The sequence below is a fragment of the Lyngbya aestuarii BL J genome, assembly GCF_000478195.2.
Lineage (GTDB): Bacteria > Cyanobacteriota > Cyanobacteriia > Cyanobacteriales > Microcoleaceae > Capilliphycus > Capilliphycus aestuarii.
The window spans coordinates 1-18048 of record NZ_AUZM01000013.1 but is presented as its reverse complement, the minus strand read 5'-3'; the positions used below and the strand labels follow the sequence as shown (position 1 = coordinate 18048).

Here is an 18048-nt window from a genome sequence, read left to right as displayed (position 1 = left end):
AGATGATTTTAATCATAAATTTTCATTTTATTAATTTAAACTAAACTTAATTTTTTTTTGAAGTTTTAGTTGTTTTATTGCTTATATAGTATATTATTTTTAGTGAATTGAAAAACTTGATTTATATAAAATTTATATTTTTTTATGATTCTTTACGATTCAAAGGCAGTGAATTCAGAATTGATGAATTGATTGAAAATGGTACAATTTATTTGATCCGGAAAAAACCCTCCTAAGTTGATATTTATTAAGTCTCCAAGAACCTGTTTATTATTCGTCTAGGGTTAAAAATGAAGATTGAACTACAACTTCAACTTGCTCTTTCCCATTTAGAACAGGGAAAAATTGAGAGTTCTATAGAAATTTGTCAACAAGTTCTCCGTCAATCTCCCCGTTGTGCAGTTGCCTATCGAATTTTAGGCAATATCCGGGAAGTTCAAGAACAGTTAACTGAAGCTGCTTTAGCCTATGCAAAAGCTATTGAACTCCAACCCGACGATGCGGTAGCTTATGCTCATCTTGCCCAACTTTATCGCAATGCTGGATGGATTGACGATGCAGTGCTACTTTATCAAACAGCGATTCAACTCCAAACAAACTGGATAGATCTATATTACCATCTCGGAGAAGCTTTATATCAACAAGGAAATTTTACCTCATCCATTACGATCTATAAAAAAGTAATTACAAAAAACCCTAAATTTGTTAAAGCTTATCTGGGTTTAGCCCTGGTTTTTAATAGTCAATCTCAAGTTTATCGGGCTATTGAACTCCTTAAAAAAGCGATTAATATTGATTCAAGCTATATAGAAGCTTACAATAGTTTAGGCTGTCTACTAATTGAGAAAAAACAATTTTTAGAAGCTGTTGAAATTTTCCAAAAAGCAATTACTCAAAAACCAGAATGGGCAATACTTTATAATAATCTAGGTCAGGCTTGGCTTGCACTCGAAAAAAAAGGTCAAGCGATTAAAGCTTATCATCGCGCCCTAGAACTTCAACCCAGTTTAACGATAGCTTACCTCAATTTAGCAAAACTTTACCAACAGCATAATCATTATAAAATAGCCGTTGATTATTTTCAAAAAGCTATCGAACAAACTCCCGAAAATATTCTCGCCTATAGTGACTGCGGTTATTCTCTCCAAAAACAAGGTCAATTTGATCAGGCGATGGTTTACTATCAAAAAGCAATTGCTTTAGATCCTAAATTTGTAGAAGCCTATTGTCGTCGGTTGGAGTCTATGCCGATTTTAGAAACCGAAACAGATGAATGGCAACTCGCCAAAAATGCTTGTGTTCGTTTCCTCCGCAGTTTACAAAAAATTAACTTTAATTCCGGGAACTTTAGCGCATCCAATCCGTCTAAGAAGTCTCTAGACCTCTATGATAATTTAATTCAGTTTAACGTGCATTTAGGAAATGCTTTAACGCAATATGGTAAATTTGATCAAGCCGCAAGACATTATCAGAATGCCTTACAAATTCAGCCGCAGCGAGTTGAAATCTACTGGCGGTTAGCTTATTGTTTGATTCAACAAAAACAGTGGAATCTAGCGATCGCAATTTGTCATTTAGCCCAAGCAAGATGTGATAAAACTCATCAGTTTGTTGCCGAACTTGATATACTTTTAGGCTATATTGCTGAAAAACAAAACCATTGGGAAACAGCGATTAATTATTATACCAAAGTGTTGCATACAAGTCAAACTTATACCGCCAATCTAATCACTAAACTCCCGGATTCCTGTGAGGAAATTCCACCGCACCAACAACCGCCTCGACAGGTTTGTTTGTCTACAAAAAAATGGCTAGAAAAACAGTTGGCTGTTAGCAGTCTTTTCAAAGAACAGAGAACAGTTTCTTCCCCCTCTCCTCATCTCCCCATCCCCTCCGCTTCGCCAAAAGACTGTGGAGGTTTGGAATGTCAACCCTGTTTAAAGCAGATTTTTCAACAGTTAGAATTAATTCATTTAGGACAAGGAATTTATAGAAATTCACCCGAAAAAAAGGTTCCAATTCCTGATTTTGAAACCTTTGTTGCTGTTATACCCAATGGACGGGCTTGGATTGTTCCTCAAGAAAATTATTGGATGGTGTGTAAAGCTATCGCTATTCTTACACCCGATAACCAATTATTAGCGGATGTTTCTCGGGAATATCCGGGTGAACTTCCGGGATGTCAAAGGTATAATCCTCAGAATCATCAAATTTTTCAACAGGAAAAGTTACCACCCATAAAATTAGTAAAAGGATCGGTTGCAGTATTATCTGGACTCTCAGGGCATATTTATTTTCATTGGATGGTTGATGTTTTACCTCGGATTGAACTCTTGCGTCAAAGCCAGATAAAATCAGAGGAGATTGACTGGTTTTTGGTGAATAGTTATCAACTTTCCTTTCAGCGAGAAACGTTAAATCTATTGGGAATACCCCCTGAAAAAATCTTAGAAAGTGATCGCAATTGTTATATTCAAGCCGAACAGTTAATTGTACCTTCATTTGCCGGATATTTGGGGTGGTTACATCCCTGGGCAATTGACTTTCTACGAGACACATTTTTGCCGTTAACCGTTCAGAAAAAAGCCAAAAATCCGGAACGAATTTACATCAGTCGGGCGAAGGCGAGACACCGACAAGTGATGAATGAAACTGAAGTGATGGAGGTGTTACAGCCGTTGGGGTTTGTAGAAGTTTTTTTGGAGTCGATGTCATTTTCTGAGCAAGTTCATTTGTTTGCCCAGGCGAAAGTGATTGTTGCGGCTCATGGCAGCGGTTTGACAAATATGATTTTTTGTAGTAAAGAAGTTAAAGTGATAGAATTTATATCACCCCATTACGAACGATATTATTATCGGGTCATTAGTCAATATCTGGGGTTGGAACATTACTCGTTAACAGGAGTTGGATTTGTTTGTTATCCCATTCGGAGTCTGATGTATCCGAACCCGCTAATTGAAGATATTTGGGTGAATATCAGCACTCTCAAGCGGTTAATTCAGCAAATTGGACTCAAGGATTAACCCAAAAGAGGGGCGAGGGTACATCTACACAGAGTAAAAAAATATTTTTTTATTTGTGACATCAAAAATACTACAATAAACTGTGGGGAATTCCCATGAATGTGTCTAAACAAAATCAACCGATGCGAGCCGAAGATATCCTGCGTAAAAGCGTTGCTTTCCTACAGCAACAGGCTGAAGCCTACTTGAAGCAAAGTCAATTTGAGGATGCCCGCAAAGCAGCCGAGCAACTGTTGAAAATTCAGCCAAAACACGCCCCAGGGTATAAGTTAATTGGGGATGTGTTGTTGCGTCAAGGTCAGTTAGAAGAAGCGCAACGTTATTATACTCAGGCGTTACAGTTGCAGCCGAATTGGGCAGAAGTTCACGCAAATATTGGGAGCATCCACGCTCAAGCTCAACAGTGGCAACAGGCTCTAGAATGTTATCAAAAAGCAATCACAATCAAGCCCGATTTTGCCGGAGCTTACCGTAATGTAGCACGAGTTTGGACACAACTCAATCAACCGCAAAAGGTGAATCAATGTTTGTATAAAGCGTATACTCTAGAACCGCAACACGTAACGGCAACTGAACATTTAAAACTAGCAGATACCTTAAAACAGCAGGGGCAAATCGAAGAATCGATCACCTGTTACCGGAATGCAATTTCGAGTGATCCCAATCTATCCGGTGCTTATCAAAGTTTAGCAGATGCGTTGAAAAAACAGGGGAATATGCGCGAGGCAACGCCCTATTATCGTAAGGCAATTGAACTAAATTCCTCACCAAATCTACAACAAAATGTACAACCCAATCAACAACAACCTACAGTATTTAACACGCCAGCCGATACCTTAACCCCCGCCCAGAAACCCCAAGAAATTTCCCCCGAAGATACCTTAGCCGCAGCAGTAAGTTCAACTCAAAATGGTACTGCAAATTCCGTTCAGCCTCCTTTAAAATCCAAATCGCCTCAACCCGAAGAATTAATCGCAAAAGCCACAGCATTTTGTGCAATTCATAAATGGGAAGCCGCAATTAATACTTGTCAACAAGTGTTAAAAATTCAGCCCAATTTAGCCGTTGCTTATAAAATTCAAGGCAATGCTTTACATCTGTTGGGGGAGATTTCAGCGGCGATTCGTTCCTATGAAAAAGCCTTAGTCATTCAACCCAATTATCCCGAAGTTCATGCTAATTTAGGGAGTTTATACGCCCAACAGGAACGCTTAGAAAAAGCCATTTCTTACTATCAACAAGCGATTACTCAAAAACCTGATTTTGCTGGGGCTTATCGCAACGTTGCCAAAATATTTACGGACATAGGAGATCATCAAAAAGCCTCTCACTGTTTAGAAAAAGCCTACGAGTTAGAACCCGAAAAAGCCTCCGCAGAAGATCATCTGAAACTGGGAAATACTCGTCTACAGCAAGGGCAATTGCAAGCGGCAATGACTTGTTATCGTCATGCTTTGCAATTAAACTCCAACTTAGCAGGGGCTTATCACGGAATTGGTGAAATTCAACGCATACAAGGAGATGCTGTTAACGCCCTACAATCTTACCGCAAGGCGATAGAAGTTGCACCCAAACAACCTAAATTTTATCAGAGTTTAGCTCAACTATTAGCTCAACAGGAACAGTCTCAAGAAGCGCTTGAAATCTATAAAAAACTGTTAGAGTTAAACCCCAATAATGCTTTAGCTTATCATCAAGTTGGGGAGATTTTTAAGCAACAATGGCAGTTAAAAGAAGCAGTAGCAGCCTACCAGAAAGCGATTCAACTCAATCCCAATTTTGCCGCCTCTTACTACAGTTTAGGAAAAGTATTAGCCCAACAAGAACAATGGCAAGAAGCGGCTTCTGTGTTGCGTCAGGCAATGGAATTAGACGAAAATGCAGATGCAGAAGCCTATAAATATTTAGCCGATGCCCTCGTACAAGCGGGAGAAACAGAAGAAGCGATTAACTGTTATCAAAAAGCAACTGAACTCGATGCTAATTTCGGAGAAGCCTATCAGAAACTCGCTAATTTATTACGGGATAAAGAACAATTTGAAGAAGCGATTTCGGCTTATCATCGGGCAATCGAATTAAAAGCAGATGTGTGGTGGGTTCATAACGGATTAGCCGATGTTTTATTCAAGTTAGAACGGTGGGAAGAAGCGATAGAATTTTATCAGAAAGCGATAGAATTAAACCCGGATTTTTCTTGGTCACACAACAGTTTAGCCGATGCACTCGTTAAGTTGGAACGTTGGCAAGAAGCCGTTATTTCCTATCGTAAAGCCACTCAATTAAACGCCGAATTTCCCTGGTCACACTACAATTTAGGCGAAGTATTGGTTAAGTTAGAAAACTGGGAAGAAGCCGTTGTTGCCTATAGAAACGCCCAAAAATTGCAGTCAGACTTACCCGCAATAGAAGAAAAATTAGCCGATGCGTTGCGGGAACGGGCGATGATAGACTTAAACGAAGCGTTGGGTTATTATCGCCAAGTTATTCAGCAAAATCCCGATCACGTTGCCATCTATCACAAGGCGTTAGAAATTAAACCCGATGATGCTCAATTATACTGTCAGTTAGCCGATACTTTAGTCCGATTTAATCAGTTAGATGGGGCAATTGTATTCTATCAGATGGCACAACAATTAGAACCGGAGGATACATCAATTGCTCAACAGCTAGAGGAGGTTTTGAAAAAAAAAAATCAGATAAATCCTCTATCTCCTAATGCTCCCCAATTGTTGACAGCAATTACTTCTCAAGATTATGAAGCATTAGAACTTCTAGATGATGCAATTTTAAAATATCGTCAAGAAGTTGAAAAGAATCCTAACGGTTTTGATTTATATAAGAAGTTAGGACAATTGCTTCAGAAAAAAGGGAGTATTAATGAGGCAATAGAAGCCTATTTTACTGCTGTTCAATTGTCTCCAGATTCCGCCGATCTACATCATCATTTGGGCGCAGCTTTAGCCGTCGTTCAACGATGGAATCAGGCAATTGTAGAATATACAAAAGCCCTAGACTTGTACGATCAATCCCCCAGAATCTATAATCATTTGGGAGAAGCCCAGGCGAAATTAAGACTCTGGAAAGAAGCGATCGCCTCTTATCAAAAAGCCATAGAATTAGACCCAAATTATGCCAATTATCATTATAATTTGGCAGAAGCACTCGAACAAACGGGAAAACTTAAGCAGGCAATTCGTTCATATCAGAAAGCAGTTGAACTGAATCCAAAATTTACAAAAGCAATTAAAAGACTCGAAGAAACTCGCATAAAACAAGCTGCTGCGGATGCGGCTTATCTCCATCGTAAAAATGAGTTAACAGCACCCGAAACCGATTATGAAGGCTGTTTAGATGCGGTTTCTAGTGAGTTTGTCTATGGATGGGTACGCCAAAAATCTAACCCCGATAAAGTCATATTTGTGGATGTTTTCGTCGGTAATAATTTAATCGGAATTTATCCGGCTAATAAGTTTCGTCAGGATTTAGCAGATGCTTTTCAAACTCATGGATGTCACAAATTTGAACTGAAAATCCCGCCTTCGCTGAATAGTGATGGTTTGGTAGAAGTCAGCGTTAAAATTAGTGAAACGGGTCAACATCTGAAAAAATCTCCGGTTAAAGTTTTAGTTGGAACCGATGGAAAGAAACATCAAAGTTCTCAAAAAAGTAAAGTTTCGGTGGCGAACCAACTGGTTTATCGACCCCCTTTAAATTTGCCAGCTTCTACAAAACCTTTGGTGGGAATTGTTATTTTAAATCTCAACGGGGCTAAACTACTTGAGAATTTATTTGAGTCATTCTTGCTGTACAATTCCTATCAAGATATTGAACTGATTGTTATCGATCATGGTTCAACCGATGAGAGTGTATCGGTGTGTCAGCAATGGTCAAAACAGTTACCGATTAAACTGATCCCCAGAGGAGAAAATTATTCGTTCTCCGAGTCTAATAATTTAGGAGTTAATCAAACAACAGCACCCCTACTCCTATTTATGAATAATGATATTACCCTGTGTCAAGATATTATTCCCGGATTGGTAGATTTGATGCGGGATGAAACCATAGGAATAGTCGGGGTGAAGCTATTAGATATTGTATCAGAGCAATCGCTTGCTCAACCTCCCACTCAACATTTGGGGGTTCAGTTTAATTTCTATACTCAATTTGAACCCTTCTATCCTTTTGAAGTGCGATATGCACCGCAGATGTTAAGTTTTCAGTCGGTTCCTTGGCGAGTTCCGGTGGTAACGGGTGCGTTAATGATGTGTCGCCGCCAAGATTTTCTCGAAGCCAAAGGCTTTTGTGAGGAATATTTCTACGGTTATGAAGATGTAGATTTATGTTTAGATTTTGGACAAAAATTAGGTCGTGAAATTATTTGTGCGAATCATTTAACCGCATTTCATCATCGAGGTTTTTCTCGATTTAGTGGGAAGCCTTCCGAGTCCTTTCAAAAACGACTGGTTAACAATAAAGATATATTAGAAAAACGTTTTGGCTACTATGTTCGTCGCCGTCATCTCCAAGATTTCTTTGAAAAAGGAATGTACTGGACTTCCCATCCTTTGCGAATTGGGTTTGTAGTTACTGATGCAGATTTAGAAGCCGCAGCAGGCGATTATTTTACCGCAGTAGAGTTAGGTGAACAACTCGTTCAAGAATATGGATGGGAAGTCTTCTATTTATCCGAAGGGCCACAGTGGTACAATTTACATCAATTAGATGTGATTGTGGTGATGCGCCATGAGTATGATTTACGCTTAATTGAAAATGCTAAACCCACACTCGTTAAGGTGGCTTGGGCGCGAAATTGGTTTGAAGTTTGGGCTTCTAGTGAGTCAGCACAACATTATGATTGTTTCTGGTGTTCCTCTCAAAAAGCTGCCGATTATGTTTCCCAAAAGTTATCTAAACCTGTAACTTTACTGCGGATTGCCACGAACTTAGAACGATTTTATCAGCAGGCAGAATACAATCCTGATTTGAAGTCAGACTACTGTTTTACGGGCAGTTTTTGGAACTCTCCCCGAGAGATTATCAACTACTTAAACCCGGAAAATCTGCCGTTTGAGTTTGCGCTCTACGGGCATAATTGGGAGCAGTTTAGTAAGTTTGAAAAATTTAATCGGGGGGCAATATCTTACACGAAGTTACCCCAGGTTTATGCTTCTACAAAAATTGTCATTGATGATGCGAATGCGGTGACAAAAGAGTGGGGTTCCACAAATTCTCGGGTATTTGATGCGATCGCAGCGGGGGCGTTAGTCGTAACAAATGGTAAATTAGGAAATCAAGAAGCGTTTGATGGGTTGTTACCCACTTATGATTCTGCTGAGTCTTTAGAACAGGTTTTATGGACCTATTTAACAGACGAATCTTTGCGGCGTCAGCGAGTCGAACAGTTGCAGCAAATTATTCGAGAAAAACATACTTATAACCATCGCGCCCAAACGGTTTTTACCAACTTGCGAGAGAAAATGACGCTCAAGTATCGCATTGGAATTAAAATCGGGGTACCGGAGTGGAAACAGGCGAATGAGTGGGGCGATTATCACTTTGCTAAAGCCTTGAAACGAGCTTTTGAACGTCAGGGACATTCAGTGCGAATTGATATTTTATCAGAGTGGGAAAATTCTCAAAGTTATGGGGATGATGTCGCCCTTGTTATTCGGGGATTGAGTCAATATCAACCCAAACCTGATCAGATTAATTTGATGTGGAATATTAGTCATCCCGATAAAGTATCTTTAGAAGAATATGAGCAGTATGACCATGTTTTTGTAGCCTCCTATTCCTATGCAGAAGAATTGCATAAAAAGGTCAAAGTTCCGGTTCAAACTTTATTACAATGTACCGATCCTGAATTATTCTATCCCGATGAAACGGGCGATGAAGAAGTCGGAGAGATTTTGTTTGTTGGAAATTCTCGCAAAGTCTATCGCCAAATCGTCAAAGATGCGGTAGAAAGCGGGTTAAAAGTTGATGTTTACGGCACCAACTGGGAACCTTTACTTCCCCCCGGATATCTCAAAGGAGAGTACATCCCCAATGAAATTTTGCGGCGCTATTACACCCGCTGTGGGGTACTCTTAAATGATCATTGGGATACGATGCGAGAAAAAGGATTTATTTCCAATCGTTTGTTTGATGCGGGCGCTTGTGGTGCTATGATTATCTCTGATGAAGTTCCGGGGTTGGAGATAGTGTTTGGAGACAAAATTACAGTTTATCGGGAGGCGAAAGAGTTAGTCAGCAAAGTCAAAGAATGTTTGCAAAATAGTCATCATCAGACTTCTAATCAGTTAGAATTAGCAAAATATGTTAGAGAAAATCACTCGTTTGAACAGCGTGTTGATGAGATGTTAAAGGTTATTGAAGAGTTGAATGTTCAAAATATGCTTGAAAAAAAGACTAACTTGAAAACTCTAACAGATGAGAACTCTCTAGTTTCGCAACATCAACAATAAGTTAATAATGTTCACATAAATTCTCTCAATATGAAATCTATTGAAACAATTTGTAGAGTGCAGGTTGGATGCGGCCCCCATAATATTTTACCTGATTGGTGGAATGTAGACATACGACCCTTCCCGGGCATTGATCAAGTGATGGATGTCACCCAACCCTGGCCCTTTGAAGGATTGAAGTATATTTACGGAGAACATTTTCTAGAACATCTTTCTTTAGAGGGTGCCGTTGCTTTTTTAAATCATTCATGGAATAGTCTCAAGCCCGATGGAGTAATTCGACTCTCTACTCCCTCTCTAGAGTGGGTTTTATCTACGCATTTTAATCTTTCTGAGTCTAATCGAGATCAGCGAATTTCTTCAACTTTTGCAATGAATAGAGCTTTTCATGGATGGGGTCATCAGTTCCTCTACTCTAAAGAAATGCTTGCTTCGTTGTTAGAAAATTTGGGATGGCAAAAGATTGAGTTTTGTGAATATGGAAAAAGTAAGCATCCACAATTATCCAATCTTGAACGTCATGGAAAATACACTATAGCTCAAGGATACCCAAATGTTTGGATCGTAGAAGCTACACGAGGCAATACTCGTTCTGAGTCTCGTATTTTATCTTATAAAAAGTTACTAGATAAGTCTTATCTAAGTTATGTGAGATCGGGTCACTAAATAATGCTTTTCTAAAATATTTTTCGGTTTAATTACTATCATCTTTCATCAATATTAAACAAAATTAGCCATGTTAGAATCAGAAAAATCAGCACAGGATATTCAAGCTATTAAATTAGAGTTGGAGGATTATGCTAAGTCTACACAGCACTATAAAAAATATTTACAAGAAATTCAGATCAAATTAAAATATTTATCAATTTTTACATCTCATAAACTTGATCAAGTAGAAATCCCGACGACTAATAAGATAGTTCATTGTATACTCTTGACATTTTATTTTAGTGAAATTTTGGAACGCTGTTTAGAAAGTTTATTTTTAGAAAGAGATAGAATGGATATAAGTGTTATAGAAAATCGTAGTATGAATTCTGATGCTATTAGAAAAGTTGTAGATAAATATAGAGATAAAGGTTTAATTAAAAATCATTTTATTTTTAATGAAAACATAGGAGCTAATGCTTTTGAAATTACTTTTGATAGTAATCTACTAGACCTTAACTATCCATTTATAACGGTCACAGATGGAGACTTGATTCCTGATAAAAGTTGGCTGGATGAACAGATTACTATTCTCAATCAATGTCCGGAAGTTTTTTCTGTGAGTACACCACTATATTACGATAATGCTCCTCCAAAGCAAAGGGAAAAAGCCCAAACAATACCTATACAATCTAAAAACAGTTTCTATCAAGAATGTATTGCTGGATGGGTGTTAAAAACATTTAGAAACTCAGATTGGAAAGATTTTATTGATTTTAGAAAAAAACACAACATTTTCTTTCACGATCGCTCTGCTTATGACTATGGAAAACTCTACAAACATAAAAAGTCAGTGCTTACCCTCAACTCAAAATCATATCACTTAACCTGGGACTATGCTGATTCTGAATACCTTACAGTTAAAAAATCTCTCGGAGAAACAACTAACAATCCGTGGTATCACGATAGATACTCGGGATTTTTATTGATTAGAGAAAATCAGGAGGAGTTATACTGTTCTGCTCCTCCAGAAGTCGTCCATCAAAAACTATCTGCTCAGTTCAACAGGACTCCATAATTTACAGTCAAAACTATCAACCATTTTAAAACAAATTATAGAATAGAATTCTAACACTGTTCTAGAGAATTTTTGATATTTTGAAGCTGAGACTTGATTTGCTTTAGATATTTTCGTGCTGATTCGGTTTGATTCATTACATTAGAACGAGTTGGTGTTAATGAGGCTTCAGTTTCAATTTGAGGCTTGATAGTTTTTGGCAAAGGAGATGGTTTTTCTTCTCCACTGAGACTATAACCAAATTCTTGTAAAGCTTCTTTGCAAACTTCAGTACATAAATCTTGTAGAGATGGTTCTAAGTCATGTCGCCAACGTCCAATTGATTCTTGAGGGTTAGCAGAAGTGCGATGTCTTTTCAACTGAGGTGTATCTTCAGACGCTTTTTCCAAAATTTTAGAAATAGTTGAACTGCTATTGTCTAGATTCAAATACTCAAAAATAGAACTTAAAGTTTCTTGAGGAGCTAAAATTAAATCTTCATAGCGTACTAGATGTGCTTGTTCTTTTCTTTGTTTCCATAACTGAAGTATGTTATGAGCAGCAGATCTAACTCCTTTTTGAATATATTCGCGATCGCTCTTAAACCGTTGACGACCAAAATCAACATATCCTCTCTTTGTATTGAAAGCTGTTATTGAGCAAGCCATATCACGAAAGTCACGAACTAAGATTATTTCTCGTGCTTGGGGATAAAGTTCAAGCAATACTGTTCTATTTAATTTCAGGAGAAATTTTTCTACAAAGTAACAATTAGAGCTACTATCTGATGTTTGGGTCAACGCTTTGCCTTGTTGAGTAGCTATATCTTCATAGAAGTTATCTATATTTTGACGACAAAAATCTGCTAAATTTTCTATGTATTCCCTTCCTAGCCACGAAGAATCTAAACAATGACTAATATTGTAGTTGTGATAGGGATTTTGCCCTGTGCAACGAAACTCATTATAAAAGTAGTCAGGAGGAAAATCAACTGGGTTATGCGGTTGTGAAAGAATAGCTAACATTTGCATCCAATACTGAGATACTCGAATTTCATACGGGTGAATTTGACTGGTAACAATTTTTGGGTGATGTGAAAGTAACCGCATAATCCAAGTGCTTCCTGATCGCCCAGAAGAGGTCATTAATAAAGGTTGCACCCTAGATTTATAGTTTGAGTGTAGTCGCTGACGACGATATTTGATTACTCCCACTGCAACAGAACTTTGATTTTCAAATATAGCTTGTATACTTAACTCACCCTCTAGTGGTAGTCCAATAACCCCTACTTCTATTTGAAAACCAGAGTTTGCAGCCTCAGAGACTTGTGGATACTGTTTAGCTACATCCGGACGACTTCGACCAACAATGGCTTTACGCAGAGGTCTGCCACTATCGAGTAACTCGACTTCTATGACTTTGGACTGTTTACCCAGTATCCAACCTGCAACGTAAATTGTATAGGTATTAGTTTTGCTTCTTTGTTTAGGTTGGTCTATGGCAAAACCCCATAATGCCTCTGTATCAACTTCGGCACGATGGATCTCTAAAATTTCAACTCTACCGTTTTCACTCATTTATTTTGATTAATTTATTAATAGGAGAACAGAAATTAATACCGACCGTTTTAATTTTCACTGTAATACAACTAAGTTTAGAATCACTCTAAAATACTGGTTACTTCTATAGCCTAATTCTATATAATATCATTCATAAGGTTTTTTGGCTCGCAATTTAAAGTCAGCTTTAAAAATATCTAATTTTATGATTAAATTCATGGCGGCATCATTACCCAAACATTAATCAAATTGGCGATCTCTTAAATTTACTAAAATATTTATAGATTAGTCCTTTACACGGATTCAAGTATTTGGAGTGGACAAAGAGTAAATTATATTGCATTAACCGTTCAAAATCTCTAGTAACAGGAATAAAATTATTGAAAATAAGTTCATTAATTATCCGATCTGCCAGTGCCGAATTATTCCAGTATTGATATTCTTCAACTTCTATTAATATTAATGAGGTTTGAGCCAGACACTTTTTAGCACCTTCAAGAACTTGTAATGCTGCTCCCTCAACGTCAATCCATAGTGCTAAGTTTTGATTTTCATCTAATTCAATGTTGTTTTTCAGACAAAAATCATCAAGTTTTGTACAATTAACTCTGGTCGTTTGATATTGACAATCTTTTGTTTCTCTAATCATTACTGAAGCATTTCCTATGTTTTTAGGTAGTTTATTTCCATCAATCTCCGTAGGAATATGAAAATCAGTAGTCCCATTATAATTAGTCACCGCTAGATATCTATAATCAATAGATAGTTGCTCTAACTCTTCCTTATCTTTAAAAGTTTCATAATTGTTGATATTCCCTTCAAAAGCATAACACTTGACTGTATGAACTGCTTTTTTGACTGCGATACTCGCACTCCCATCACGAGAACCAATGTCAAAAAAATAATTAGGTCTTAAGAGTTTTGCAGCATCCAGGAAAAACTCTACCAGAATCTGATTCGATAAAACTCTATCCTGTTTTTTTGAAATATCAAAAGAAACCGAAAGTTGACTCAGTGAAATATTTACGATTTGAGATAACATCCATTTTATTTCCTCTATTTCTATTTTCAAAATACTATTTTGTTGAGAGATTTCCTGAATCTGCTTTTCATAGCTTTCTATAGAATTAATGTCAGTATTAAATTGATTATTTTTGAGTTGACTTTTGATCAGATTTGCTTTCTGATAAGCTTCCTCTGCTTTCTGTGTCTGACCTTTTCTTTTGAAAGCATCTCCTAACTTATAATAAGCCCAGTGAAAGCTAGGATTGAGTCGAATTGAGGTTTGGTAAGCTTCAATCGCTTCATCCAATTTACCTTGACGTAAGTATTCATTTCCTATTCTTATATAACTCATTGTATTTTAAGATTATCACAGCTTATCAAGTTGATTTTATGAACTCTCATCTTGGAAATGCAAGTTTAGGATAGACCAAGATCGTGCCTAATTCTTGCAAAAATATTTTCATATGACTCTCTTTTGAATAATGTGTTTTGTAGTTCCACAAAATCAGCGTATTGCAGTTGACTGATAATTTTCAAGTTATTCCATTTCGGCTGAAAATCTGCTCTCGGATGATTCCATACTACTGTTTGTCCGTGATCGGGGAAAGTAGCGAAACTGTACTGGGGAAAAAAGTCATGAATGGCAGCAACTACCTTAAACACATCACCCATCCAACTATTATCTTTCTCTCCGGAAAATTTCTGAACCTCTCGGCAACGCTTTACTGATGGTTGTGCTTGAGCATAACTTCCAGGACAAGTATCATCAATCAACCAAATAGTTTTTGAATGTCCCCAAGCGAGGGAAGCACAAAAGTCTCGAAAAGTCTGTTCAAAAGTATGGAGACCATCCAAGTAAATTAAATCAAATGACTTCAACTCTTTGGCATAACTTCTGAAAAACTCATCGCTGGAAACTTCTAAGAAAACCACTTTGTCAGTAGCATATTGACCCGTATTAAATCCAAACTTTGGATCGACGGCAACTTTATTATCGATCTTGATGGCGTTGAAAGTTATACCCTTAGAAACCCCTATTTCTAGATACCTACATGACTGGTTTATACTCGCCAGCTTATTGAGGCGATCGCTACGGCTTCTAATTGGCATACTTTCAGAAGCTTGAGAAGTTGAGTTTTCTACAGTGAGACCCCGAATCTGTAAATACTTTTCCACAACACCTGCACGATGAACAGAATTTTGATTGGGCAAGAAATTGTATACTGCATCTACATAGGTCATAAAATCACGCTTTTCATCAGAGAAGAACTTATTTTCATCCCAATTTTTCAGTAAGGCAAAATCATGTTTTCTCAGGGATTCAACAATTGGGGATGGGTGTTTACAGATTGGAATACTTCTGATTCCTTGTTTTTCCCAATTACCTAAAGGTAGAATATCAGCAACATTTCCGGCAACTATATAATTTCGAGTCTTACTGCTGATATGTGGATAAAAAGGTTTATTACTTGGTCTTCGAGGGATACACGCAATTTCAGCATCTAAATCATTAATTAATTCGGTAATATATATAGAACTTCCTTCGCTAAATATAATTTTTTTTGCACTGATTATGTAAGCGAGTTGTTCTAGCAAGTCATAATTTTCGGGTTTCAAGGAAATATAACCCTCATCCACCAATAAAGTTTCAAAATACTTCTCACCCGCTAGATTTCCATTAAAAGGAATATGATTTCTGCCTAGAAAAAGCTTCTCTGGCTTGTCTTTTCTTCGGCTTTCTGTTAGAGCCAAAATCCTCTCCTGTTGCTTTTCCAGATAAAAAGGATACCATTTCTTGAGTCCTAACGATAGCTCACTACCCGGTTCGGGGATGATGAGATTTTCAAAAATACAATCATTAGTCACCCAAATACACTTGGCTAGAGGTATTTCTAGAATTTCTAAAGTTTGAATAAACCATTGAGGAGGAGTGTAGTTAGTACGGTTAAGATTTGGTCGCAGTGATACAGCGAAAACAATGCCATCATGGATGCTAGTCTTAAATGCCCAAAGACGATGAATACTTTCCGTTAAACTGTGCCCAAAGTGTGGATGAAAAGGGCCTCCATATATATATGTACCCCGATGAGTTCTTAAACTGTTAATCTGACTCTCATCAAGGCTATTATTGTCAATATTGTTATGCTGACCAACTTGCATTAGCTGATCCATGTATACTATTTCTTGATCTAGACTCCCGCCACGTCGATGACGGAATATTTCAGGCATATGCTCAGGAAAAACAACTCCTCCAAACCACTTACCCCCTTGAATTTTAATGGGTTTGACAACAGCATTCTGTATCTTGAATAATCGATTCTGTTCATCTGATTGCTCCAACAATTGCTCAGGCTCTCGTCGGAACTGGGCTTCAGTTTCCTTCAACTTTTTCTGTACTTCTAAAGCCGGTTCTGACTGCTGTTGTGCTAACTGAGCCTTAACCTGCTGCAACTCTTTCTGCTGCTGTAATTTTTCCTGCGACTCCTCTAACATCTCCATCATCTGCTCTGTCTGAGACTTATATTGCTCCAATACTTCCATTGTCTGACTTAATTGCGACTGCGACTGCTCTAATAACTGCTCAGTCTCCCGCAACTTGGACTTAGTTTCCTGCAATTCCTGCTTAACTTGCGACTCTGACTGCTTTTGTTCTCCCTTTTCTTTAAGCTGATGTAACTCCCAGTGGGTTTGCTCTAACTCCCCCAAGACCTCATCTAACTGAGATTGCGAGCGCGTCAACTCTTCTCTGACATCATGTAACTCCGACTTGGTTTGAGCTAACTCGCTTTGAGTCTGTTGCCATTTGACCTTAACTTCCTCTAGTTCTTGTTCTATTGCTGTTGTCATCTTTTTCATCTACTTCTTTCTAGTTATCAATACTAAACTCAATTAAATATCAGTCTATTAAGCTTAATCGCTCCGGCCGAACTGATTATACACCTATTCCTGTCGATTTCTCATAAATTTGTTCCCAAAAAGTACATGAACACTTTCGGCGTTGATGATCATTCTTCAGCAAAGAAAAGCGTAAACACACTAACTGGTGCGTGTAACGGATGAAAATTGCTAACGGGAATCAACTCTTTTCGATTAGCAGAAAGAATTTTTGTATACAAAGCTTTATCTTCGGGATAATACTTCTTTGCTAATGCAAAAAGATACACAGTGTGATAGCTAGGGCGTTCCCCAAAGTAGGGTTCATACGCAATAGGACACTGACCGTCATATGGTTTTGGTGATGGCTCCATTTCTGATATCTTCCGACAATCTGCTCTTCCTGCGGGAAAATCAATATAATATTGTCCATAGAAGCGAAGTGCATTACGAATTGACCTGTTATGAAGATTTATAAAATTTTTGCTTCCACCATACTCTAATCCATTTAACTGAGCCATATGAGCAGTGATCATCAGTGCTTCTAGATTAAATTTACTATACGCAAAACCCGCTCTCTGCCTCACTTCTTCATTCCACCATCTTTGACGATCATAAATATTTCCTCTGGCTGGAGGATGGGGAAGACTACGATGACGATCATAAATTTCTCCTGTTCTCGCTTGAGTGGGAAGATGAACAAAGTCACGACCTACGCGAAATAGATTTTCAGGATTATCTTGTTCATAGATGGCATCTCTAACCAGATTTTGATAACTCCACCGATTGCCATTCATCATGTAGGCTAACAGACGTCTATCTTCACCATATAAAGCAGCAATAAGCATCCCTGAATTGTGCCAACTTAAATGATTATTTGCACCTTCTCTTTCAAGATTTTTAATCCAATATTTATGACCTTTTTTGATTTCATATCCCAGTTCTAAAAACCACTGTTTGACGGTTTCTTTTTCTTCTTCAGACATATAGGGAGAAACCAGTTGAAACGCCTGAGCATACCGAGCGAAATACCGACTGATATCTAATCCGGCTGATGAAAGATTACTTCGACTGGCTTCAGTTAACTGAGTTCCTCCTTTTTTTTCAGCCCAAGCTAATATAAAATCAATCGCCTTTTGACAATATTCCTGTTTATCTTCAAATGCACAAACGATTGCTGGATATAAAGTTTGAGCCAGTCCATTGTATACCCTAGAACGATATTCACTCCTATTTTTACCCGTATAAACGGGAAAATCTGATAACGAAACGTTCTCATAAAAATCCTCAGCTTTTGCTTGAATATCTCGGTAAGCCCGATGAGTTAAGGGATACTTTTCTGGAGATTCAAGGCGCTTTTTAGCTGCATCAATTAATTCTTGATTTAAAAATACATTCGGAAGATCATCAAGAAG

The 18048-nt window shown here is 37.8% G+C and carries 8 protein-coding genes; 4 read left to right on the top strand and 4 right to left on the bottom strand.

Annotation, left to right across the window (positions count from 1 at the left end; all coding sequences use genetic code 11):
• The first annotated feature begins 290 nt into the window (after nucleotides 1-290).
• From M595_RS07745 to M595_RS07730, 4 genes are all read left to right on the top strand, one after another.
• Nucleotides 291-3023: a tetratricopeptide repeat protein gene (locus M595_RS07745; protein ID WP_023065589.1), complete on the top strand. Its 2733-nt coding sequence runs from the start codon at nucleotides 291-293 to the stop codon at nucleotides 3021-3023.
• 95 nt (nucleotides 3024-3118) lie between these two features.
• Nucleotides 3119-9490 (top strand): tetratricopeptide repeat protein, encoded by a 6372-nt coding sequence (locus tag M595_RS07740; RefSeq protein ID WP_023065652.1) that lies wholly within the window; start codon nucleotides 3119-3121, stop codon nucleotides 9488-9490.
• 30 nt (nucleotides 9491-9520) lie between these two features.
• Nucleotides 9521-10156: a class I SAM-dependent methyltransferase gene (locus M595_RS07735; RefSeq protein ID WP_052001723.1), complete on the top strand. Its 636-nt coding sequence runs from the start codon at nucleotides 9521-9523 to the stop codon at nucleotides 10154-10156.
• Nucleotides 10157-10226: 70 nt separating this feature from the next.
• Nucleotides 10227-11216 carry a glycosyltransferase family 2 protein gene (locus M595_RS07730; protein ID WP_023065619.1) on the top strand — a complete coding sequence of 330 codons (990 nt, stop codon included), beginning with the start codon at nucleotides 10227-10229 and terminating at the stop codon, nucleotides 11214-11216.
• Nucleotides 11217-11266: 50 nt separating this feature from the next.
• Here the strand turns inward: M595_RS07730 and M595_RS07725 are convergent, their stop codons facing one another.
• The 4 genes from M595_RS07725 to M595_RS07710 form a co-directional block, all read right to left on the bottom strand.
• Nucleotides 11267-12772 carry a sulfotransferase gene (locus M595_RS07725; protein WP_023065625.1) on the bottom strand — a complete coding sequence of 502 codons (1506 nt, stop codon included), beginning with the start codon at nucleotides 12770-12772 and terminating at the stop codon, nucleotides 11267-11269.
• Nucleotides 12773-12998: 226 nt separating this feature from the next.
• Nucleotides 12999-14111, bottom strand: coding sequence for a protein arginine N-methyltransferase (locus M595_RS07720; protein ID WP_023065607.1), 1113 nt, complete (start codon nucleotides 14109-14111; stop codon nucleotides 12999-13001).
• A gap of 65 nt (nucleotides 14112-14176) precedes the next feature.
• Nucleotides 14177-16606 carry a class I SAM-dependent methyltransferase gene (locus M595_RS30080; protein WP_023065656.1) on the bottom strand — a complete coding sequence of 810 codons (2430 nt, stop codon included), beginning with the start codon at nucleotides 16604-16606 and terminating at the stop codon, nucleotides 14177-14179.
• Nucleotides 16607-16764: 158 nt separating this feature from the next.
• A partial coding sequence (locus M595_RS07710; RefSeq protein ID WP_023065600.1) for an alginate lyase family protein occupies nucleotides 16765-18048 on the bottom strand: 1284 nt, incomplete at its 5' end.